23 protein-coding genes are annotated in these 20,721 nt (G+C 70.4%); 9 read left to right on the top strand and 14 right to left on the bottom strand.

Annotation, left to right across the window (positions count from 1 at the left end; genetic code table 11):
- Positions 1-83 precede the first annotated feature (83 nt).
- Positions 84-431 (bottom strand): CC_3452 family protein, encoded by a 348-nt coding sequence (locus VGL85_RS17310; protein WP_331590236.1) that lies wholly within the window; start codon positions 429-431, stop codon positions 84-86.
- Positions 432-643: 212 nt separating this feature from the next.
- The gene (locus VGL85_RS17315) at positions 644-1,267 is read right to left on the bottom strand and encodes a DsbA family protein (protein ID WP_331590237.1); all 624 of its coding nucleotides are present in this window, start codon (positions 1,265-1,267) and stop codon (positions 644-646) included.
- A gap of 200 nt (positions 1,268-1,467) precedes the next feature.
- On the opposite strand from VGL85_RS17315, the gene VGL85_RS17320 reads away from it, so the two are divergent.
- Positions 1,468-3,474, top strand: a complete 2,007-nt coding sequence (locus VGL85_RS17320) for a penicillin-binding protein 1A (RefSeq protein ID WP_331590238.1) — start codon at positions 1,468-1,470, stop codon at positions 3,472-3,474.
- Positions 3,475-3,503: 29 nt separating this feature from the next.
- Here the strand turns inward: VGL85_RS17320 and VGL85_RS17325 are convergent, their stop codons facing one another.
- The 3 genes from VGL85_RS17325 to VGL85_RS17335 all read right to left on the bottom strand — a co-directional run bounded on the left by VGL85_RS17325 (position 3,504) and on the right by VGL85_RS17335 (position 6,279).
- Positions 3,504-4,208: a SprT family zinc-dependent metalloprotease gene (locus VGL85_RS17325; RefSeq protein ID WP_331590239.1), complete on the bottom strand. Its 705-nt coding sequence runs from the start codon at positions 4,206-4,208 to the stop codon at positions 3,504-3,506.
- A gap of 57 nt (positions 4,209-4,265) precedes the next feature.
- Entirely contained in the window at positions 4,266-5,564 is a 1,299-nt protein-coding gene (locus VGL85_RS17330) for a polyhydroxyalkanoate depolymerase (protein WP_331590240.1), read from the bottom strand.
- Between the two features lie 94 nt (positions 5,565-5,658).
- Positions 5,659-6,279 (bottom strand): SCO family protein, encoded by a 621-nt coding sequence (locus tag VGL85_RS17335; RefSeq protein ID WP_331590241.1) that lies wholly within the window; start codon positions 6,277-6,279, stop codon positions 5,659-5,661.
- Between the two features lie 70 nt (positions 6,280-6,349).
- Between VGL85_RS17335 and VGL85_RS17340 the strand changes: the two genes are divergently transcribed.
- The 3 genes from VGL85_RS17340 to VGL85_RS17350 all read left to right on the top strand — a co-directional run bounded on the left by VGL85_RS17340 (position 6,350) and on the right by VGL85_RS17350 (position 8,879).
- Complete coding sequence (locus VGL85_RS17340; RefSeq protein ID WP_331590242.1) at positions 6,350-7,822, top strand: ActS/PrrB/RegB family redox-sensitive histidine kinase; 1,473 nt, start codon at positions 6,350-6,352, stop codon at positions 7,820-7,822.
- 113 nt (positions 7,823-7,935) lie between these two features.
- Complete coding sequence (locus VGL85_RS17345; RefSeq protein ID WP_331590243.1) at positions 7,936-8,493, top strand: ActR/PrrA/RegA family redox response regulator transcription factor; 558 nt, start codon at positions 7,936-7,938, stop codon at positions 8,491-8,493.
- 23 nt (positions 8,494-8,516) lie between these two features.
- On the top strand, positions 8,517-8,879 hold the full coding sequence (locus VGL85_RS17350) for an MmcQ/YjbR family DNA-binding protein (protein WP_331590244.1): 363 nt from the start codon (positions 8,517-8,519) through the stop codon (positions 8,877-8,879).
- Between the two features lie 10 nt (positions 8,880-8,889).
- Here the strand turns inward: VGL85_RS17350 and VGL85_RS17355 are convergent, their stop codons facing one another.
- Both VGL85_RS17355 and VGL85_RS17360 read right to left on the bottom strand, forming a co-directional pair.
- On the bottom strand, positions 8,890-9,261 hold the full coding sequence (locus VGL85_RS17355; RefSeq protein WP_331590245.1) for a hypothetical protein: 372 nt from the start codon (positions 9,259-9,261) through the stop codon (positions 8,890-8,892).
- A 2-nt stretch (positions 9,262-9,263) separates the two neighbouring features.
- On the bottom strand, positions 9,264-9,479 hold the full coding sequence (locus VGL85_RS17360; RefSeq protein WP_331590247.1) for a hypothetical protein: 216 nt from the start codon (positions 9,477-9,479) through the stop codon (positions 9,264-9,266).
- A 204-nt stretch (positions 9,480-9,683) separates the two neighbouring features.
- Between VGL85_RS17360 and VGL85_RS17365 the strand changes: the two genes are divergently transcribed.
- A complete protein-coding gene (locus VGL85_RS17365; RefSeq protein ID WP_331590248.1) occupies positions 9,684-10,847 on the top strand; it encodes a sensor histidine kinase in 1,164 nt (387 codons plus the stop codon).
- Positions 10,844-11,665, top strand: a complete 822-nt coding sequence (locus VGL85_RS17370; protein WP_331590249.1) for a LytTR family DNA-binding domain-containing protein — start codon at positions 10,844-10,846, stop codon at positions 11,663-11,665. Before VGL85_RS17365 ends, VGL85_RS17370 begins: the two co-directional genes overlap by 4 nt.
- Here the strand turns inward: VGL85_RS17370 and mmcB are convergent.
- The 3 genes from mmcB to VGL85_RS17385 all read right to left on the bottom strand — a co-directional run bounded on the left by mmcB (position 11,662) and on the right by VGL85_RS17385 (position 13,939).
- Positions 11,662-12,114 (bottom strand): DNA repair putative endonuclease MmcB, encoded by a 453-nt coding sequence (gene mmcB, locus VGL85_RS17375; protein WP_331590250.1) that lies wholly within the window; start codon positions 12,112-12,114, stop codon positions 11,662-11,664. The two genes, VGL85_RS17370 and mmcB, sit on opposite strands and share 4 nt — an antisense overlap.
- 41 nt (positions 12,115-12,155) lie before the next feature.
- A complete protein-coding gene (locus VGL85_RS17380) occupies positions 12,156-12,689 on the bottom strand; it encodes a lipocalin family protein (RefSeq protein WP_331590251.1) in 534 nt (177 codons plus the stop codon).
- A 125-nt stretch (positions 12,690-12,814) separates the two neighbouring features.
- The gene (locus tag VGL85_RS17385; RefSeq protein ID WP_331590252.1) at positions 12,815-13,939 is read right to left on the bottom strand and encodes a ferritin-like domain-containing protein; all 1,125 of its coding nucleotides are present in this window, start codon (positions 13,937-13,939) and stop codon (positions 12,815-12,817) included.
- 137 nt (positions 13,940-14,076) lie between these two features.
- On the opposite strand from VGL85_RS17385, the gene VGL85_RS17390 reads away from it, so the two are divergent.
- Both VGL85_RS17390 and VGL85_RS17395 read left to right on the top strand, forming a co-directional pair.
- A complete protein-coding gene (locus tag VGL85_RS17390) occupies positions 14,077-15,402 on the top strand; it encodes a winged helix-turn-helix domain-containing protein (protein ID WP_331590253.1) in 1,326 nt (441 codons plus the stop codon).
- A 99-nt stretch (positions 15,403-15,501) separates the two neighbouring features.
- The gene (locus VGL85_RS17395) at positions 15,502-16,389 is read left to right on the top strand and encodes a type II CAAX endopeptidase family protein (protein ID WP_331590254.1); all 888 of its coding nucleotides are present in this window, start codon (positions 15,502-15,504) and stop codon (positions 16,387-16,389) included.
- 39 nt (positions 16,390-16,428) lie between these two features.
- Here VGL85_RS17395 and VGL85_RS17400 read toward each other — a convergent pair whose 3' ends face one another.
- Entirely contained in the window at positions 16,429-17,559 is a 1,131-nt protein-coding gene (locus VGL85_RS17400) for a ferritin-like domain-containing protein (RefSeq protein WP_331590255.1), read from the bottom strand.
- A 181-nt stretch (positions 17,560-17,740) separates the two neighbouring features.
- On the bottom strand, positions 17,741-18,607 hold the full coding sequence (locus VGL85_RS17405) for an SGNH/GDSL hydrolase family protein (RefSeq protein ID WP_331590256.1): 867 nt from the start codon (positions 18,605-18,607) through the stop codon (positions 17,741-17,743).
- 124 nt (positions 18,608-18,731) lie between these two features.
- Between VGL85_RS17405 and VGL85_RS17410 the strand changes: the two genes are divergently transcribed.
- Positions 18,732-19,730 carry an RNA polymerase sigma factor gene (locus tag VGL85_RS17410; protein ID WP_331590257.1) on the top strand — a complete coding sequence of 333 codons (999 nt, stop codon included), beginning with the start codon at positions 18,732-18,734 and terminating at the stop codon, positions 19,728-19,730.
- A gap of 6 nt (positions 19,731-19,736) precedes the next feature.
- Here VGL85_RS17410 and VGL85_RS17415 read toward each other — a convergent pair whose 3' ends face one another.
- Both VGL85_RS17415 and VGL85_RS17420 read right to left on the bottom strand, forming a co-directional pair.
- Positions 19,737-20,147, bottom strand: coding sequence for a metallopeptidase family protein (locus tag VGL85_RS17415; RefSeq protein WP_331590258.1), 411 nt, complete (start codon positions 20,145-20,147; stop codon positions 19,737-19,739).
- Positions 20,140-20,673 carry a hypothetical protein gene (locus VGL85_RS17420; RefSeq protein ID WP_331590259.1) on the bottom strand — a complete coding sequence of 178 codons (534 nt, stop codon included), beginning with the start codon at positions 20,671-20,673 and terminating at the stop codon, positions 20,140-20,142. The genes VGL85_RS17415 and VGL85_RS17420 overlap by 8 nt, the downstream gene beginning before the upstream one ends.
- Positions 20,674-20,721 lie beyond the last annotated feature (48 nt).

Raw genomic sequence — 20,721 nt, forward strand, 5'->3', positions numbered from 1 at the left:
GTGGGCGCCGGCCAAGGCCGGCGCCCTTCAGTTTCAGAGCTCGACAACAGAGCTGCTGGGAGACTGGAAAGTCTGGACAGGCCTTACTGCTTGGCCGTCTGGACGCCGCCGCCGGCGCGCGCCACGGCGACGCTGTTGCAGGCCGCCAGGCGGGTGTCGTCCATCGGCTTGGAGCCGGTGTAGGCGGTCACCGGACCGAACTTGGCGGCGATCACCTTGCAGGTGGACGAGGAGAAGGTCTGCGAGGTCGGCGCGTTGGCGACGCAGGCGTCACCTTCGCAGTTGAACACCGCTTCGCCGGCGATGACCTTGGTGGCTTGGGTGACGGGTTGCGCCAGCTTGGCGACCACGGACTCGCCCGCAAAGGCGGCGGGCGCGGCGGACAGGGTGACGAGGGCGGCGCACGCGGCCGCAAGGGTAAGGAGCTTCATTTGAGCCCTCCGGTTCGGGGAGTGGCGGCGTCCCTGCTCAAGACACCGGCCCGTCCGTCGCGTGGACCGCTTCGGGTATCCCCACCCTCGGCGCACTTCGAACTGAGCATCGCTAAGATAACGGTGTTAAGATCGGAGGCAACCGCTATTTTCGCAACCTCGGTATGCGAGGATGTATCGGACCCCGGCCTTGAAGCTCCGCTTCGGCCTTCCTATGCGCCGGCCGCCTTGATCGCCGCGTCGATCTCGTCGAGCGAATGGTAGCCGGGCTCCATCTGCTTGCCGTTGATGACGAAGGTCGGCGTCGAATTGACCTTGTCGTCGCGGTTGTGGTGGTCGACCCGGTCGTTCAGCGCCTGGATCGACTTCTCGTCGTTCGTGCACTTGTTGAACTGGTCCTCGGTCATGCCGACCGACTTGGCCACGTCCACCAGGGTGTCGCGCGGCGCCTCGAAGGCCTGCTGCTGGTCCTTGAAGATCGCGTCGGTGACGGCGAAGTACTTGTCCTTGCCGGCGCAGCGGGCCAGCAGGAATCCGGCGGCGGCCACCTGGACCTCGGCGCCCTGGCCCACCAGCATCTCGCGGAAGACGTAGTGGACCTTTCCGGAGTCGATGTACTTGGCCTTGAAGTCCGGGAAGACCTCCTTCTGCCACTTGGCGCACACCGGGCAGCCCACCGAGGCGTATTCGACGACGGTGACCTTGGCGTTCGGATTGCCCAGGTCCATGTCGTCCTTGGTGAGCGCCGCGCCGCCGCCGGCGGAGCCGGACTTCGTGCAGGCCGCCAGGCTGATCACCATCAGCGCGCTCAGGAGCGCCACCCGAATCTGCGACATCGTCTCGTTTCCTCCAGGGCCCGATGGCGGGCTCGCCGCGCCGGCTCGTCTTGTCTGGGCCGAATGTGACCTAAGCTTGGCCGGCCGCAAAGCGGCGTCCGCCATACGCCTGTCAAACCCCGTCGTTCATATCTCGTCAATCTTGTCGCGTGCTTGTCTGGCCTGGGATAAGGGTCGGCCCGGCTAAGGACTCCGAGCAGATGGCGAATGCGAAGCCCCCGCCCAGACGCGCGGGAGGAGGCAGAGGCGGCGACCCCGAAGAGCCCCCGCGCCGCCGTTCAACCCTGCAATCGGTGATCTACTGGACCCTGGTGGCCGGGGTCTGGGGACTGATCTTCATGGTCGCCTTCTTCGCCGTCTTCTCGGTGGACCTGCCCGACACCTCCAAGCTCTACCAGGTCAAACGCCAGCCCTCGATCTCCTACCTCGACCGCTCCGGCGGCCTGGTGGCGGTGCGCGGCAGCCAGTACGCCCCGCCCGTCGACCTCGACAAGCTGCCGCCCTATGTGCCCAAGGCCTTCGTGGCGATCGAGGACCGCTGGTTCTACTGGCACTTCGGCTTCAACCCCTGGGGCATCGTCCGAAGCCAGGTCTACGACTGGACGCACCATGGCGCGGGCCCCCTGCGCGGCGGCTCGACCATCACCCAGCAGCTCGCCCGCAACCTGTTCCTGACCCCCAACCAGACCTATCGCCGCAAGGCGCAGGAACTGATCCTGGCGATCTGGCTGGAGGCCAAGTTCTCCAAGAAGCAGATCCTCGAGCTCTATCTGAACCGGGTCTATTTCGGGGCCGGCGCCTACGGCATCGAGGCGGCCAGCGAACGCTATTTCGGCAAGCCCGCCTCCCAGCTCAGCATCGGCGAGGCCGCCCTGCTGGCGGGCCTGATGAAGGGCCCGTCGCGCTATTCGCCGGTCGCCGCCACCGACCGGGCCGAGCGGCGCACGACCATCGTGCTGGACGAGATGTACCGCATCCACGCCATCACCGCGGCCCAGCGCGACCAGGCGCTGCACACGCCGGTCCGGGTCAATCCGGTGCTGGCCAACCAGCGGGCGCAGTACTTCACCGACTGGGTGGACGACCAGGTGCGCAAGCTGGTGGGCGAACCCACCGAGGACCTGGTGGTGGAGACCACCCTCGACCTGCCGCTGCAGGCCGCCGCCGAGGCCGCCGTCCAGAAGGGCGTCGAAGCCGCCCAGAGCCAGGGGGTCAAGCAGTCGGCCCTGATCTCGCTCGACAGCGAGGGGCGCGTGCGGGCCTACGTCGGCGGCGTCAACTATCTGCAGAGCCAGTTCGACCGCGCCACCAGCGCCCGGCGCCAGGCGGGCTCGTCCTGGAAGCCCTTCGTCTACCTCACCGCCATGGAGGCCGGACGCACGCCTGACACCCCGGTGGTCGACGAGCCGATCACCATCGGCAACTGGAGCCCGCGCAACTACACCGGCCAGTACCTGGGCCCGATCACCCTGGAGATCGCGCTCAAGGAATCGATCAACACCGTGGCCGCGCGGCTGGCCAGCGAGGTCGGCACCTCCAATGTCGCGGCCACCGCCCATCGGCTGGGGATCGTCTCGCCGATCCAGCTCGATCCCTCCATGGCGCTGGGCGCGGTGGAGGTGAGCCCGATGGAGATGGCCCAGGCCTATGTGCCGTTCTCCAACGGGGGGATCTTCGCCCGGGGCTACGGCATCGAGCGCATCCGCACCGCCTCGGGCCGGGTGCTCTACGACCACAACGTCGGCCTGCCGGCGCCCAGGCAGGTGATCGGCCAGCCGGCGCTCAGCTACATGATCCGCATGATGCGCCAGGTGATCGCCTCGGGCACCGGCACGCGCGCGGCGGTGAAGGGCTATGACCTGGCCGGCAAGACCGGCACCACCAGCGACTACCGCGACGCCTGGTTCATCGGCTACACGGGCGGCTTCGTCACCGCCGTCTGGGTCGGCAAGGACGACAACACACCGATGCGGAAGGTCACCGGCGGCGGCCCGCCGGCCGGCATCTGGCACGCCTACATGGCCGAGGCCCTGCCGCGGCTGAAGACCGCCGGCATCCCCGGCGCCGAGGCCCCGCAGGCCGAGACCCCGGACATGCTGAGCCAGATCATCAACGGCGCGAGCGGCCTGCTGAACGGCGACCACGAGGCCGAAGGGCCCGGTCCGCAGTCCCAGACCCGGCCCCAGCCGGACGAAGCGCCGCACTGACCCGAACATCCTCCCCTGAAGGGAGAGCGTCAGCGCCCGAAGGCGTGCAGCATAGCGCCCTCGGCGCGCAGCCAGGCGCGGTGGGCCTTGGGCTCGCCCACCAGGGCGCGGACGTGGGCCCAGAACCGCGGGCCGTGGTTCAGCTCCTTCAGGTGGGCGCACTCGTGGGCCGCCACATAGTCGGCGACCTCGAAGGGGGCGAGCGCCAGCCGCCAGCTGTAGCGGATCGCCGCCGGGCCGCCGCGCACGCCCGGGCGGCAGGAGCCCCAGCGGGCCTTGGCGTCGGCCACGGTCACCTTCGGCGCGGGCTCGCCCAGCATGGCGGCGTAGGTCTCGGTGCGCTCGGTGAGCACCGCCAGCGCCCGGCGCTTCAGGATCAGGATCACCGCGCGGGCGAAGCCCTCGCCCCCGGGATCGGAGGGGGCCATGGCGCTGATCCGCGCTGGTTCGCCGTTCGCCGCCGGCAGCCATTTCGCCCGTCCCGCCCCGGCCTCCAGGCGCACGGGCTCGCCGAACACCTCAAGCGTCATCCCCGGCCGGATCGGCGTCGCGCGCGGCAGTTCGGCGATCCGCTCGGCGATCCAGTGGGCGCGGTCGCGGGCGAAGGCGGCGGCCTCCGGCAGGCGGCGCAGCGAGGGCGCGGTGGCGACGATCTCGCGCCGCGTCCGGTCGAGCCGGATCGACACGCGCCGGGCGCGGCGGTTGACCTTCAGGGTCACCGGCGTCCCGGCCACCTCCAGCCGGTCTCCATCATTCAACGATCGGCCGAACAGACTCATCGCCTGGGGAATCTAGGCGGCCTTGGTCCCCTTGGGGAGGGCGGCGTTGGCGGGATTGCGCGAAAGCTCGTTCTCGGCGGCCCAGATCATCTCGCGGACCCGCGGGTAGATCTGGTCGCGGAAGCGGGCGCCGTTGAAGACGCCGTAGTGGCCCACGTGCGGCTGGACGTAGTCCTGCTTCAGCGCCGCCGGCAGGCCCGAGCAGAGATCGTGCGCCGCCTGGGTCTGGCCGATGCCGGAGATGTCGTCGTTCTCGCCCTCGACGGTGAGCAGGCGGATGTCGGTGATCAGGTCGGGCCGCACCAGCCGGCCGCGATGCTCCAGCTCGCCCTTGGGCAACAGATAGCGCTGGAAGACCACGTCCACCGTCTGCAGATAGAACTCCTCGGTCAGGTCCAGCACCGACAGATATTCGTCGTAGAACTTCAGGTGCTGCTCGGCGCCGTCGCCGTCGCCGTCCATCAGCTGGCGCAGGTAGCGCTGGTGCGCCTCCTGGTGCTTCTCCAGGTTCATCGACATGAAGCTGGCGAGCTGGACGAAGCCCGGATAGACGCGCCGGCCCATTCCCGGATAGGGCGGCGGCACGGTGTCGATCATGTGCGACTGGAACCAGGTGAAGGGCCGTTCCTCGGCCAGCTTGTTGGTGACCGTCGGCGACAGGCGCGCGTCGATCGGCGAGCCCATGAAGGTCATCGAGCCCGGGCGGCTCTCCTCGCCGTCCTCGGCCATCAGCGCCGCGGCCGCCAGCACCGGCGGCCCCGGCTGGCAGACCGCCACCACGTGCGGCCTGGGGCCCATCACCCGCAGCATCTCGCGGATGTGGTCGATGTAGTCGTGGAAGTCGAAGCGGCCCTCCATCACCGGCACGTCGCGCGCGTTGGTCCACTCAGTGATGTAGACCTCGTGGTCCTGCAGGAAGGCCTCGACCGTGCCGCGCAGCAGGGTGGCGTAGTGGCCGGAAAGCGGCGCGGCGATCAGCACGGCGGGCTCGCGGGTGCGGCGGCCGGCGCGGCGCATGTCGGCCATGTCGCGGGCGAAGTGGGTGAGCTTGCACCAGGGCGTCGACCAGACCTGCGTCGGGCGCACGCGCACCGCGTGGCCGTCGATCTCGACGCTGTCGATGCGCCAGGCCGGCTTGCCGTAGCGGCGGGTGAGGTTCGCAAACAGGTCGGCGTTGGCGTAGAGCGCCCGGCCGAGCTCGGAGTCCCGCGCCGGGTTGAGCGGCGAGGACCAGAAATCCCGCGTCAGCCGCGCTGCAGCGCGAAATGGCGTCGAGGCGTAGAAACCGGCTTCGTAGAGAGCGTAGAGCATGCGCCACCCCTAGGATCGCACGGGATCCTTGTGCGACGCAACATAACACCCGATCGGTTAATCGGGTCCATACCGATCGTTCAGGATTTGCGGCTCAGGCGCGGCAGGAGGTCGCGTGGGGGCCCTGTTTCATGGCCGCCTGGATCTGGCCGGCCATCTGCTCGGGGGTCTCGCCGTAGGGGATCACGCAGACGAAGCCGCCGTTCGGGCTCATCAGATAGGTGATGGTCGAGTGGTTGACCTGGTAGTCGCCCGCCCCGTCGCCGACCTTCTGGTAGTAGACCTTGTAGGCCTTGGCCGCGGCCTGGACCTGCGCCTCGTCGCCGGTCAGCCCCACCACATGGCGCGGGAAGCTGGTGTTGGAAAGGTAGTTGGCGATCACCTTGGGGGTGTCGCGCTTGGGGTCCACCGAGATGTAGACGGTCTGGAAGTCCGCCGCCTTGGGCCCCAGCAGCTTCTCGGTCTGGCCGAGCGCCAGCAGCGCCGTCGGGCAGGCCTCGGGGCAATAGGTGTAGCCGAAGAAGACGGCGTTCCACTTGCCCTTCAGCACCGACTGGTCGGTGGGCTTTCCGGTCTGGTCCGTCAGGTGGAACGGCCCGCCGATCAGCGCCGTTTGGGTTTCCGGCCCCAGCAGGCCGCGCCGCACGGCGAGGCCGGTGATGAGGGCGAAGGCCACGGCCAGGATGGCCAGGATCATCCAGACGGTCCGACTCATGTGCCGTTCCTCGACATTCCATCGCTTTGGGGCTCGCCAGGGCCGCGCTGCCGCGCGATCCTGACCGCCCATGGCCAAGTCCCGGACATCGCCAGGCCAGCCGCCAGCCCCCGGTCTCGATAGGGCCGGCGAGAGGGCGGCGCAAGGCGGACAAGCGCTCAACCCCGCCTCCGACCCCGCCCACGACGCCACCCTGGCCGCCGCGCGCAAGGCCGCCGCCGCGGGCGCCCTGCCCGATCGCGAGGACTGGGCGGAGGGCGGCGCGGTCCACCAGGGGCGCCTGCGGGTCCGCACCCTGGTCACCCTGCGCTGGCTGGTGGTGGCCGGCGAGGCGGTCCTGCTGGTCACCGCCATGCTGATGGGCTTTTCCCTGCCCTATCCGCTGGCCTTCACGGTGGCCGGGGCAAGCGCCTGGGTGAACCTGCTGACCGGCCTGGCCTCGCCCGGCCAGCGGGTGTTCGGCGACCGCGAGGCGGCCGCCCAGCTCTCCATCGACATCCTGCAGATCAGCGCGCTGATCTTCCTGACCGGCGGGGCGGCCAACCCCTTCATGCTGATCCTGATCGCGCCGGTGACCCTGGCGGCGGCGACCCTGCCGCTCCGGCCCGTGCTGATCCTGGGCGGCCTGGCCGGGGCGACCTCGCTGGTGCTGGCCTTCTTCTCCCTGCCCCTGCCACACGCGGCGGGCGCCTCGGTCGCCATCCCCATGAGCTTCCGGATCGGGGCGGCGGTGGCCAACCTCGCCGGCATCGCGCTCACCGCCGGCTACGTCCGCCAGGCGGCGGTGGAATCGGCGCGGATGGCGCTGGCGCTGGACGTCACCCAGGCGGTGCTGGCCCGCGAACAGCGGCTCTCGGCGCTCGGCGCGCTGGCCGCCGCCGCCGCCCATGAGCTCGGCACCCCGCTCGCCACCATCTCCATCGTCGCCAAGGAGATGGGCCGCGAGGCGCCCACGCCGCAGGTGAAGGAGGACGCCGAGCTGCTGATCTCCCAGGCCGAGCGCTGCCGCGAGATCCTGCGCCGGCTCACCGAAACACCCGACGCCGCCTCCGACGAGGTGCATGAGCGCGTCTCGCTGCGCCAGCTCGTGCAGGAGGTGATCGAACCGCACGCCGCGGTGAAGGGCGTGCGCGTCGAGGCCATCGTCACCGGCGCCAAGGGCATGAAGACCCCCGACATCCGCCGCCTGCCGGAGATCAGCCACGCCTTCACCTCCTTCGTGGAGAACGCGGTCGATTTCGCCAAGTCGGAGATCCTGCTGTCGGCCCGTTTCGACGCCGAGGCCGTCTCCATCGAGGTGCGCGACGACGGGCCGGGCTTCGCGCCCGAGATCCTGGCCAAGCTGGGCGAGCCTTATGTGACCAGCCGTCCGGGCGCGGAAGGCTCGCGCACCGGCCATATCGGCATGGGCCTGGGGTTCTTCATCTCCAAGACGCTGTTGGAACGAACCGGGGCTGTTGTGACTTTCCAGAACGGCCGACCGCGTGGCGCGGTGGTTTCGGCCCGCTGGCCGCGCGCCAAGATTGAGGCGCCGGACCTGTGATACGAAAGCCCGCGCCGTTTCGCCCGCCGAGAGTTCCGGCTTGCCCTTGGGTTATGACCTGCGACAGGATGCCGCATCCGTCAGAGTAAGGGGACCCTAGTGGGGATCACCGCATGACCGACCTTTCCGCCGACGTCGCCGCCCTGTCCGACAGGAGCCTCCTGGTGCTGGACGACGACGCTCCCCTGCGAACGCGACTCGGCCGCGCGCTCGAACAACGCGGGTTCGAACCCACCCTGGTGGGCTCGGTCTCCGAAGCCATCGCCGCGGTGCGGACCCACGCTCCCGCCTACGCCGTGCTGGACATGCGGCTGGAGGACGGCAACGGGCTGAAGGTGGTGGAGGCGGTGCGCGACGCCCGACCCGACGCCAAGATCATCATGCTGACCGGCTACGGCAACATCGCCACCGCCGTTCAGGCGGTGAAGGCCGGCGCGGTCGACTACCTCTCCAAGCCCGCCGACGCCGACGACGTGGTCCGCGCGCTGCTGGCCAAGGGCGACATGGCCGCGGCCCCGCCGGAGAACCCGATGAGCGCCGACCGGGTGCGCTGGGAGCACATCCAGCGGATCTACGAGCTCTGCAACCACAACGTCTCGGAGACGGCGCGCCGGCTCAACATGCACCGCCGCACCCTGCAGCGGATCCTGGCCAAGCGCGCGCCGCGCTAAGGTCCAGGCGCGCGGGGCGGGCCATGGCGAGCTGGGACGACATCCGCGCCGTCGCGCTCGGCCTGCCGGGCGCGTGGGAGAACAGTTGGTACGGCGAGCCCTGCTTCCAGGTCGGCAAGAAGGGTTTCGTCCAGGGCTTCCGCGGCCGCTGCGTCATGAAGCTCGAGAAGAACCACCAGGAACTGCTGTTCGAGGCGCGGCCCGAAGTGTTCAGCCCGATGGTGGCCGGGGCGCTGCGCTGGAGCTGGGTGGAGATCGAGTTCCTCGACGCCGAGGAAGTCGCCACGCTGGTGCTGGAGGCCTGGACCCAGATCGTGCCGAAGAAGGTCAGCCGCGCCTATGCCGAAGGCCGCTCCCCGGAACCGAGCGACAGCGGGAGAGGGTAGGCAGAGGCGTTCAGGCCGCCCGGGTCAGCCGGTCCGGCGCGATCTGCACGGCCTGGCGGATGATCGCGTCCAGCCGGTCGCGCACCTCACGCCCCTTGGCCGAGAGCTGGATCACGTGGCTGCGCCCGTCGTCGGGGTTCAGGAACGCCTCCACCAGCCCGAGCGCCGGGGTCTGCGACCAGGCCGAGTCCGGCGGGCCGAGCGCGCGCAGGCTGCGCGAGGCGGTCGATTGGGACAGCCCGCCCAGATAGGCCATGTCCTGCACCGTCAGGCCCTCGTTCTCGGCGGCGTAGAGGAAGGCGATCACCTCGTTGACGCTGACCCTGGGGTCGAGCCCTTTCAGCAGATGCAGCGCCTGCAGCAAGCTGTTGCGGCTGCGCATGGTCAGGCCTCCCGATAGGCGCTCAGCACCGCCGCGCGCCGCGGGGCTGCGGGCAGGCCGAGCGCACGGCGCACCCGCCGTTCGCGCATGTTGAGCGTCGCGTGCGGATAGGTTTCGCGGATTCGCGCCATCAGGGCCTCGATCCGCCGCTGGTGGTCCGCCGCCTCGACGAAATCGTCGACGACGAGTTCGATGGAGATCTGGCCGCACAGGGTCATCGCCGTACTCCTCGATGGTCTCACCGAGACGGAGCTTCCGGCCGCGTGCGCCCTCGATCACGCCGTATTCGATGAAGGCTGCAACCGGCGAGGCCAACTGTAACCGCTGCTGCAAGCGGCTGGATTCGCACGACGAACGGCGTCGCTTCGGCTTCTGTCCTGGCCTAGGGTCGGAACCGGAACATTGGCGCGGGGACCGCCGCCTTGGACGCATCACCGGGCTCGGCCGAGGCCCGCTATCGCCGCAACCCGCGGACGGCGCATGACGCCGCCGAGCGTCGGCCCCTGTTCGACCGCTACCTGGCCGCCAACCTCACCGTGTGGGGCGTGACCTATGTGGGCACCTCGGTCCGCACCCTGGGCATGGGCACCGCGCTCCCGGTGCTCCTGGGCCTCGGCGCGCGGCGCGCGGTGGTCAGCCTGATCTGCGTCGGCGTCTGCTTCGTGATCCAGTGGGTGCTGCTGGCCACCGGCGCGTGGCCCTGGGCGCGCCGCTTCCTGCTGTCGGCGGTCCTGTCGCTGGCTGGCGTGGCCGCCTGGACCCTGGTGAACCACACGGTCTTCTACATCCTGTGGCCGGTGGGCCCGATGGACGAGGGCTGGAGCGAGGTGGCGCTGTCCTGGGCCTACAACGGCTCGGTGATGATCTGGTCGTTCATCGCCTGGTGCGCGATCGTGCTGGCGCTCAGCTACGACAGCGAGGCGCGCGAGCAGAGCCTGCGGCTCATGGAGGCCCAGGCCCTGGCTGCGGAGAGCCAGAACCAGATGCTCCGCAACCAGATCAACCCGCACTTCCTGTTCAACACCCTGAACGCGCTTTCCTCACTCATCCTGCAGAAGGACGTTGAGCGGGCCGAGCGGATGGTGCTGTCGCTGTCCAACTTCCTGCGCGCCTCGTTGGAGAAGGCCCCCAGCGACAAGATCGCGCTCGCCGACGAGCTCACCGTCCAGCGCCAGTACCTGGCCATCGAACAGGAGCGGTTCGGCGACCGGCTGGTGTTCCGCGAAGCCGCGCCGGCGGCGCTCGGCGACGCCCTGGTCCCGGGCCTGATCCTGCAGCCGCTGATCGAGAACGCGGTGAAGTACGGCGTGGCGCGCACGACGCGCCCGGTGACCGTCGAGATCAGCGCGCAGGCGCGCGACGGGACGCTGATGCTCACCGTGCAGGACGACGCGGTGCCGGAAATCGCCCAGACGCCGGCCGCCGCCCTGGGCGTGGGCCTGGCCAATGTGCGCCGCAGGCTGGAAGTGCTCTACGGCGAAGCCGGCGTGCTGACCTGCGGCCCGCGCGACGGGGGCGGGTTCGCCGCGGTGGTCGAATTGCCGCTCGAACGCCTTCAAGGGCGCCGCGAAGGGCCTGCGGCGTGAAGGTGCTGATCGTCGACGACGAGCCGCTGGCGCGGCGGCGGCTGGAGATCCTGCTGCGCGAACAGCCGGGCATCGAGCTGACCGGCGCGGCCGCCGACGGGACGGTGGCCCAGCGCCTGATCGCCGAGCTTTCGCCCGACGTGGTGCTGCTCGACATCAAGATGCCGGGGCTCACGGGACTTGAGGTGCTGGACGCGGTGAAGGCCAAGGCCGCCAAGGCCAATGGCGAGGCCGCCGCGCCGATCGTGATCTTCGTCACCGCCTTCGACCGCTTCGCCCTGGACGCCTTCGACCGCGCCGCCTTCGACTACCTCCTGAAGCCCGTGGAGCCGGCGCGCCTGGCCCAGGCGCTGGCCCGCGCCCGCGCGGCGCTGTGCGAAAAGGCCGCCGCCGAGCGCACCCACGAGCTGGAGGAGATCCTGCGCAACCTGCGCAGCGGCCCCAACCCTCTCGGGTCGCACGGGCCGCCGGCCGCGGCGGACACCGGCTTCGAGCGCGAGATCTGGATCCAGGAGCGCGGCGGGCGCACCAGCCTGCCGGTGGCGGCGATCGACTGGGTGGCGGCCGAGCGGGACTATGTGCGCATCCACGCCGGCGCCCGCAGCTTCCTGGTGCGGCTGTCGATCGGCGCGCTGGCCGGCCGCCTCGACCCCAAGCTCTTCCTGCGCATCCACCGCTCCAGCCTAGTGCGCGCCGACCGCATCGTGCGCATCCGCCACGCCGGCGGGCGGGGCGCGGTGGTGCTCTCCACCGGCGCCGAGATCGCCGTCTCCCGCCGCCACATGGGGGCGCTGAAGACCCTGACGCGGCCGGTCTAGCCGGCGTCCAGCACCACGGCCGCCACCCCGGCCGCCCTGAGCGCCGCCAGGCGGCCGAAGGCCAGGGTGAGCGCCTTGCGCCGGGCGCCGGCCAGGACAACCACGGGCGCCTCGCGCAGCACCGCGCCGCCGAAGCCGTCGGCGACGATCAGGCCCGGCGCCTCCGGCAGGATCTCGCGCGGGAACTCCGGGGCCACGGCGAAGGCGAAGGCGTCGCAGTAGGGCCGGTATTCATGCCACTTGAGGTCGGTCTTGAAGTCCTCCAGCCCCGACTTCACCTCGACGATGAAGATCTCGCCCCGGCGGCCCAGCGCCATCAGGTCGGCGCGCCGCCCGTTGGGCAGGGTGACCTCGGCCAGCGGCGCATAGCCCAGCGCGGTCAGCAACCGCGCCGCGCCGCGCGTGACGGTGGCGGTGGTTTCCGGACGGGAGGTGACGGGGGCGCCCATGCGGGCAGATTGTTCCGGCTACGTTCCGGAGGCAATAGGCCTCAGCCGCGGCCCGGCAGCGGGAATTCCAGGCGGCCGACGTCGAAGCCGAGCTGCTTGATCCGGGCGACCGCCTCGCTGCGCACCGCCTCCGGCAGGGTCGGCCGCTGCGACATCAGCCACAGGTACTTGCCGTCGTGGGTGCCCAGGATCAGCCAGCCTTCGTCCTCATGGTGGTCCAGCACCCAGTATTCCTGGGATATCAGGCCGCCGAAGAAGGTCATCTTGAACTTGGCGTTGGAAACCGGATCGATGACGCGGGCGTGCGCCTTCCACTCGGTCAGCGGGCCGGTGGGGCTGCCCTTGTGGCAGGTCTGGATCACCGCGAAGCCGTCGGGGACGCGATTCCATTCCGACATGCCGGCCTGGCAGCCGCGCTGGATCATGTTGGGGAGCCGGGCGACCTCGTACCAGCGGCCCATCATCTTGGCGGCGTCGATATGGGCGACGGGCTGGGCCTGGGCGTCAGCGCTCGCGGGCGCGGCGGACGCCACCAGGGCCACGGCGGCCAGGATCGCGGACAAATGCTTCAACATGCGGCGGGGTCTTAGCGGCCTCTGATGACAATTGAAACGCCCGCGGTGGGTCCCGCGGGCGCTGCATAAGGACGCAACAGAAACCCGTCCTTTTCAGGGCGGACCCTTGCCATGGCGTGACGCGGTCACTCCGCGGCGATGGAAACGCCGCGCTGGCGGTCCTTGAAGTTGATCGCCTGCAGGTAGCGGATGCCGTCCTCGGCGATGTCGTCGCCCACCATCCGCTCGCCCTCGCCGGCCAGTTCCTCGAGGTCGACGTAGGCGCCGTAGAAGCTGCGGGTCCGTTCGGTGATCAGCCCGGCGTTCAGCAGCGTCTTGATCAGCACCCGGAACACGTTGGTTTCGCCGCGGAACCGGCGGACCGGATCGCGTTCCTTCCGCCGCTGGATGATGTCCTCGACAACGCGTTCGGCATCGAGGCCGAAGCGCCCGAAGATCTCGCTCATTTCGCGCGGGTCGCCGCGGTCGAAGATCAGCTTCTGGGCGCAGTGGGCGGTCCAGTCCTCCACCAGGTTGCGCTCGGCCTCGGTGAGCTTGGGGATGGTGCGGTCGGCCCAGATCTTCCCGAACTTGTGATGGAAGGCCTCGTCGGTCATCACCAGCTGGAACAGCTTCTTGGACACCGGATCGCGGTTGTATTTGAAGCCGTTGGCGAAGGCGCCCATGGCCAGGCCCTCCACCAGCATCTGCATGCCGACGATCTTCTTGTAGACCTCCGGCGCCTCGATGATCTCGACCAGCAGGCTTTTCAGCGCCGCGCCGCACTCGGTGGGCCGGCCCCAGCGGGCCTTGATGTAGCGGGCGAAGGCGGTGACGTGGCGCGCCTCCTCGCGGGTCTGGTTGGCCGCATATTCCTGGGCGCCCTGGTCGTAGAGCACGTGGCAGAGGCTGGCCGACAGGTTCAGCGCCCCCTGCTCGCCGTGCAGGATCGAGGAGAAGTTGCGCAGCTGCAGGTAGTTGACGAAGGCCACCTTCTGCTTGGGGTCGACCAGCGTCTCGGCGACGTAGGGCAGGCGCAGCAGGGGCTGGGTCTCGTCCGGCATCATCGCCTCGGTCTCGAGGTCGAAGGGCTCGGAGAAGTCGATGTATTTCGGGTCCAGCGGGTCCCAGAAGTGGTCGTGGGTGGCGCTGATGATCTTGTCGAAGGCGGTGGTGCGCTCGCCATAGCGGTCCAGCGTCAGCATGGACTCGAAATCGTCCGGCGCGACGGCGCCGTACATGGCGTCCTTGGTGATGTTGCCGTCGGCCATGATCTGCTCCGCGAGACGGTTCCGGGCGCGTTTCCTGAACGCCGTTCAGACAGGATCGCCCCCAGGGGCTCCGCCGTCAAATTGACCTGGGGGTCAACCTCTCGGACTATCGCGCCAGGCGGGGAGACAGCGGGGCGATGAGCCGGGCCTTGAGCGAGCAGCCCTTCGAGTTCGGCGCCTGGCGCGTCGAGCCGGCGCGTGGCGTGCTGGCGCCCTTGGACGGCGGCGCGGGTGAGACCCGGATCGAGCCGCGGCTCATGGACCTGCTGCTGCTGTTCGCGGGCTCCGGCGGGCGCGTGGTCGGCAAGCAGGAGATCGTCGACGGCGTCTGGGGCGGCCGCGCCATCGGCGACGACACCCTGGCCGCGGCGGTCAGCCGCCTTCGCAGCGCGCTTGGGGAGACGCCGGCGCGCCGCTACATCGAGACCCTGCCCAAGCGCGGCTACCGGCTGGTGATGGCGCCGCCCGAAGGGTCAGCGTCCGGGCCGGCGTCCCGGTCGGAATCGAACGCCCCGCCCAAGGCCGCCGCCCTGCTCGCCCAGGGCCGCGCCGCGCTCGCCAATCCCTTCCCCGCCAGCCAGGCCCAGGCGCGGCTCTATTTCGAGGCCGCCGTGGCCGAAGCGCCGGGCTGGGCGCCGGCCCATGCGGGCCTGGCCAACGCGCTCGCCGCGCAATATCTGGCGGGGGGCGGCGGCGGTTCGATCGCCGCCGCCAAGGCCTGCGCCCACGCCGCGGTCGGGCTCGACCCCGAACTCGCGCCGGCCTGGGCGGTGCTGGGGCTGGCGATCCTGATGGGCGACCGCGACTTCGCCGCCGCCGACCAGGCGCTGCGCCGGGCGCTCGCCCTCGACCCGGACCTGGCCTCGGCCCACCGTCACCGGGCGTTCGGCTTCGCGGCTGTCGGCCAGTTCGTGGAGGCCGAGCGCGCCGCCCGCCGCGCCGTGGAGCTGGAGCCGGTGTCGCTGATGGCGCGCGGCCAGTTGCTGCAGATCCTGCTCACCGCGCGGCGCTATCGCCAGGCGATCGCCGCGGCGAACGAGGCGCTGGCGCTGGCGCCGCTGTCCAGCGAGGGCTGGTACGCCAAGGGCTGGGCCTATGCGCTGTCGGGCGAGCCGGCCGCCGCCGCCGAGGGCCTGCTGAAGGGCCTGGAGCTCTGGGGCCTCGACCAGGCCCAGCTCGACATCCTGCGGGCGCGGTTCGACGAGGGCGGCTTCGCGGCGCTCAGCGCGGCCGGCGCCGACCTTTTCCAGACCCAGAAGGTGATGTTCACGCCCCGGCTCACCGACGTGGCCTTCCTGCGCGCCGCCGCCGGCCAGCCGGACGCGGCCTTCGCCGCCCTCGAGGCCGCCGCGACGCAGGACGACCCCTACCTCACCTTCCTGCCCTGGCTGCCCTACTGCGACCCGCTGCGCGACGACCCGCGCTGGCCGCGCCTCTTGGAAAAGGTCCGCCTGATCCGCTGAGCCGTCCCCAAGGAAATCCCAAGCTTTCGGTCAGGCCGCCGCAAACACTTCGTCGGCGCGCGCCGGCAGGCTCATCCCATCGAAAAGGGAGGGTCATCCATGACCAGCGCCATCCGCACCATCGCCCGCCAGGTCAGCGGCTTCGTCCTCGCCACGGCCGTAAGCCTCGGCATCGTGGCCTATGGCCAGTGGCTCTGGCAGCCCCTGGTGATCGCCAACATCAAGCTCCACCCGGCCATCCCCTGGGCCGCGCCGACCATGGCCGTGCTGCTGGCCGGCCTGCTCGGCGTCCTCTCCGGCCGCATCGGGCCCAAGGCCGGGCGTGAACGGCGGCGCGAACTGTTCCGCTGGAACCGCATGCCCTGGCCCACCTTCTTCCTGGCCGTCGGGGCCGGCGTGCTCGGCATGGCCGCCTTCGGGGGCCTGTGGATCGCCGCCTCGGACCTGGTCCACATCCCGCCGGGCGTGCAGCCGAAGATGGGGCATATCCCGCTCGTGACGGTGATCTCATTCCTGGTGATGGCCGCCCTCGCCGCGCCGCTCAGCGAGGAGGCCGCCTTCCGCGGCTATGCCACGGGCATCCTGCAGAAGGCCTGGAACAACGCCCCGGCCGCGATCATCGGCTCGACCGTGCTGTTCGCCGCCGTCCATGTGGTCCAGGGGCTCGATGCGGTGAAGCTCGGCCTCTACTTCGGGGCCGGCCTGATCTTCGCCCTGATCGGCTACCTGACCAATTCGCTGTACGCGGTGATGGTGGTCCACAGCGTGGGCGACGTGATGGGCTTCACGGTGCTCTGGCCGCACGACCAGGTCGCCCACGGCATGGGCTTCGCCGACCCCAAGTTCGCGCCGGCCCTGGCGGCGATGGCGATCTTCACCCCGCTGGCGATCCTGGCCTTCCGCAAGCTGGCCGTGGCGAGCCGACCGCTGCGCGTCACGGCCAAGCCCGCCGCCCAGGCCCTCGGCGCCCTGCCCATCGTGGCGTGAAAGACCCTTCTCCCCTTGCGGGAGAAGGGAGAGCGCAAGCTACTCGGCCGCGATCAGCGCCTTGGCGAGCGCGCGGTCCTTGAAGTTGATGGCCTGGAGGTACCTGATCCCCTCCTCGGCGATGTCGTCGCCGACCATCTTGTCGCCCTCGCCCTTCAGCTCGTCGATGTCGACATAGACGGCGTAGAAGGCCTTGGTGCGCTCGGTGATGATGCCGGCGTTGACCAGGGTCTTCACCAGCACGCGGAAGATGTTGGTGGCTTCCTTCATCTCCTCGCGGCGGGTCTCGTCGTTGACCAGCTTGCCCATCTCCTCGATCACCCGGTTCGGGTCGAGGCCGAATTCCTCGTAGAGGCCGACGTTCTGGGTCGGGGCCACCAGGTTGAACAGCAGCGTCTGGAAGCAGTGCGCCGCCCACATCTCGATGATCTCGTGCTCGGCGGGCGTGAGGTGCGGGATGGTGCGGTCGGCCCAGATCTTCCCGAACTTGTGGTGGAAGGCCTCGTCGGTCATCACCAGCTGGGTCAGCTTCCTGGCCAGCGGGTCGTTGGTCTCGTTGAAGATGGTGGCGAAGGCGCCCATGGCCAGGCCCTCCACCAGCATCTGCATGCCGATGATCTTCTTGTAGACCTCCGGGCTGCCGATGATCTCCACCAGCAAGTCTTTCAAGATGGGGCCGCATTCCACCGGCCGGCCCCAGCGGGCCTTGATGTAGCGGGCGAAGGCGGTGACGTGGCGCGCCTCCTCGCGGGTCTGGTTGGCGGCGTATTCCTGCGCGCCCTGGTCCTTCAGCACGTGGCAGAGGCTGGCCGACAGGTTCAGCGCCCCCTGCTCGCCGTGCAGGATCGAGGAGAAGGTGCGCAACGTCTGGGCGTTGGCGAAGGCGATCCGGCGCTTTTCGGTGCCCAGCACCTCGTTGACGTAGTCGAGCTGCAACGGCCCGATCATCTTCTCCGGCAGGATCATGGTCGCTTCCATGTCGAAGGGCTCGGAGAAGTCGATGTACTTGGAATCCAGCGGGTCCCAGAAGTGGTCGTGGGTGGCGCTGATGATCTTGTCGAAGGCGGTGGAGCGCGCGTTGTAGCGGTCCAGCTCCAGCATCGACTCGAAGTCGTCCGGCGCGACGGCGTCGTAGATGATGTCCTTGGTGATGTTGCCGTCGGCGGCCATGGCGTCCTCGCGGGGGATTGGCCTGGCGCTTGGCGGCCCGGCCCGGAAAATTCGAAGCTCTGACCCCGATGTGCGCATCAGGGTCGGGGCAGGCTGCGACCATCTCATCTGAACGGCGTTTAGTCAACGAAAGTGACGGCTGCGTCACCTTTCTCGCGTCACATGCGAACGCGCCGCCGCGTCAATGGCCGAGCCTGCGCTCCAGGGCCTCGGCGATCGCCGTCATGGCCGCCAGCCGCGGGTGGAAGCTGACCGGGCCCCAGCCGCCGCCCTGGCGCGCCGGCACGAAGGCCTCCACCCAGGGCTCGGCGGCGCAGGCGTCGTGGCGGCGGCTGAGCTGGGAGGCGGTGATCAGGTCGGCGTGGGCGGCCTTGGCCACGCGCTCGGTAAGCTGCTCCAGCCGTTCGGCGCGGGCGCGCAGGTCCTCGGCGTCGGCGCTCGTAAGGCCGGTGGCGGCGCAGGGCGCGCCCGGCGGCAGGACGGTGATGTAGTCCACGAACACCAGCCGCGCCTGCGGCGCGCGGCGGCGCACCTCGGCGGCGATGACGCCCATGTTGGTCGCCGCGTCGGCGAAGGCCGCGCCAAGGTTGAAGTCCGCCGGCGTCGTGCAGGCCCGGGCGCGCACAGCCTCTGCGAAGCGGTCCGGGTTGTTGTGGCAGACCGCGGCGCCGAGGCCGGCCATGTAGCGCACGTCGTTGCCGCCGATGGTGACGGTCACCAGCCGCGCGTCGGCGGTGACGCCCTCGATCTGCGGGCTGAGCTTCAGCGGGCCGGAGCCCAGGATGTCGGCCGTGGTCGCCCCGCCGCAGCTCCGGTCGACCAGGTTGAGCTTCAGCGCGCGGGCCACCTGGCGGGCGTAGTTGTCGGTGGACTGGCCGCAGCGGCCGGGACTGTCGGGGGCCATCTGGGCGATGCCGGGCCCCGCGGCGTAGGAACTGCCCAGCGCCACATAGGTCGATCCGGCCGGAATCGGCGCCGCCGCCGCTGTTCCCACCGCGCCGATCGCAACCGCCACCGCGCCCAAACCCGCCACGATCCTTCCGTCCATGACCCCGTCCCCCTTGTCGCTAGGATACGGTAGGGCCGCCGGGCCGGGCGGTCGAGTTCGCCCGTATCCTTTCGCATCTGCGCGACGTCTTGGGTTTGGAGCATAGTCTGCCGGGGGCCGCACCATGACCGCGACGCCGATCACCGACGAAACCGCCCGGGCGCTGCGGGCGAGCTGGTTCGCCTACCTCGACACGGTCGAGCCCTTGCGAACGCCGCTGCACGCCTACGGTCTGCGCCTGACAGGCAGCGTCTGGGACGCCGAGGACCTGGTGCAGGAGACCCTGTTGCGCGGCTTCGCCATCATCGGCCGGGGCGACCTGCATGGTCCCGGCAGTCCGGTGGCCGATGCTCGGGCCTATCTGTTCCGCACCGCCACCAACCTGTGGATCGACCAGCAGCGCCGGCGCGCGCGGGAAGCCCAGGCGCTGACCGCGCCGGTCGCCCAAGCCGGCGACCTGGACGCCGAGGCCCTGCTCGCGGCAGGCGAGCGGCTGATGGCCGCCTCGCCGCAGGCCCGCGCCGCCATCATCCTGAAGGACGTGTTCGAATTCAGCCTGGAGGAGATCGCCGACCAGCTGCGAACCACCGTGGGCGCGGTGAAGGCCGCGCTCAGCCGCGGCCGCGGCGCCCTGAAGGCGGCGGTCGAGCCGGTCGGCGGCGACGGCCCGCCCCGCGCGCTGGTCGACGCCTTCGTCGAGGCCTTCCGCAGCCGCGACGCCGCGCGAATCGTGGCCGTGGTCACCGAGACCTGCGCCTTCGAGGTCCCAGGGGTCGGCGGTGGGCGGGGTCCGCGCGGCGGCTGGATCGAGGCCAGCGTCAGTCATCGGGGCGTGCGGATCGCCGCCCACGACTACCGTGGCGAATGGGTGGCCCTGTTCTTCCGCACCGGCCGCGACGGGACCGAAGCGCTGTTCGACGTCATGCGCCTGCAGGGCGCCGAGGGCAGGGTGAGCCGCATCGTCAACTATTGCTTCTGCCCCGACACCATCCGTGCGGTCGCCGCCGACCTCGGCGTGGCGGCGCGGCCCTGGCCCTATCATCAGGGGCCTGAGACCCTGACGAACATGATCGCCACGACCACCCTCCCCTGGGGTTCGCCCGGCATCGGGGTCCCGACCTAGGGGCTGTCAGCCCGCCTGCGCCTCGATGGCGTGGATCTGGGCGTCGGAGAGGCCCATGTGGTGGCCGATCTCGTGCACCAGGACGTGGGCGACCAGTTCCTCGAGCGTGATCTCGCCGTGCTCGGCCCATTCGTCGAGGATCGGGCGGCGATAGAGGAAGATCATCGAGGGACCCGCCGCTGGCCCGGCCGTGTCGCGATGGCCGATGTCGACGCCCTGGTAGAGGCCGGTCAGGCCGAAGGCGTCGTCGATGCCGAGGTCGTCCAGCACCTCCTCGCTCGGGAAGTCGTCGACCCGGAAGACCACGTCGCCGGCCAGCTTGCGGAACGCCGGCGGCAGGGCCTGGAAGGCCGCCTGGGCCACCGCGGCCAGGTCGTCGAGGGACGGCGCCGTCCCGAAGCTCGGTGTGTCACTCATCGGGCATCACGATATGCGGCGCGTCGGGCGGGCGCACCTCGAAGAGTCCGATGTCCAACGGCTGTTGCGGCGCGATCGGGCGCAGCGGCTGGCGCGCCATGACCTGCAGGGTCTTGGGGTCGAGCGGCTGCTTGCCCCGCCGCGCGGCGCGGGCCTGGGGCGCGGAGATCGGCCGCCCGGCGGTGGCGACCCGCCAGTAGGAGACCATCAGCCGCCAGGCGGTGCGCGGCGCGGGCTGCGCCAGCGCGGTCCAGCGATGGCCATCTTCGCAGGCCGCCTCGGCGTGGCCGACCGTCTGGCCGGGGAGGATCTGTTCGGAGAGCCTGGCCCAGCCCTCGGCCAGGGGGGCTGCGAAGGCCGCCTGGGCCGCCGCCTCGTCGGCGAAGGCCGGGCCGGTGACGTCGGTGGTGAAGACCACGGCCTCGCCGGCCAGCCCGTGCGCCTCCCGCTCGCGCGCCGCGCGGCCCAGGGCGGCGGCCATCGCCAGCTCCGCATTCGCCGCCACCGGATAGAGGATCGCGCTCATCGGGCGACTTTAGCCTATCTTTATGGGGCGCGGATGCGGCGACGTCCG

The organism is Phenylobacterium sp., assembly GCF_036501465.1.
In the GTDB taxonomy this organism is placed as follows: Bacteria; Pseudomonadota; Alphaproteobacteria; order Caulobacterales; family Caulobacteraceae; genus Phenylobacterium.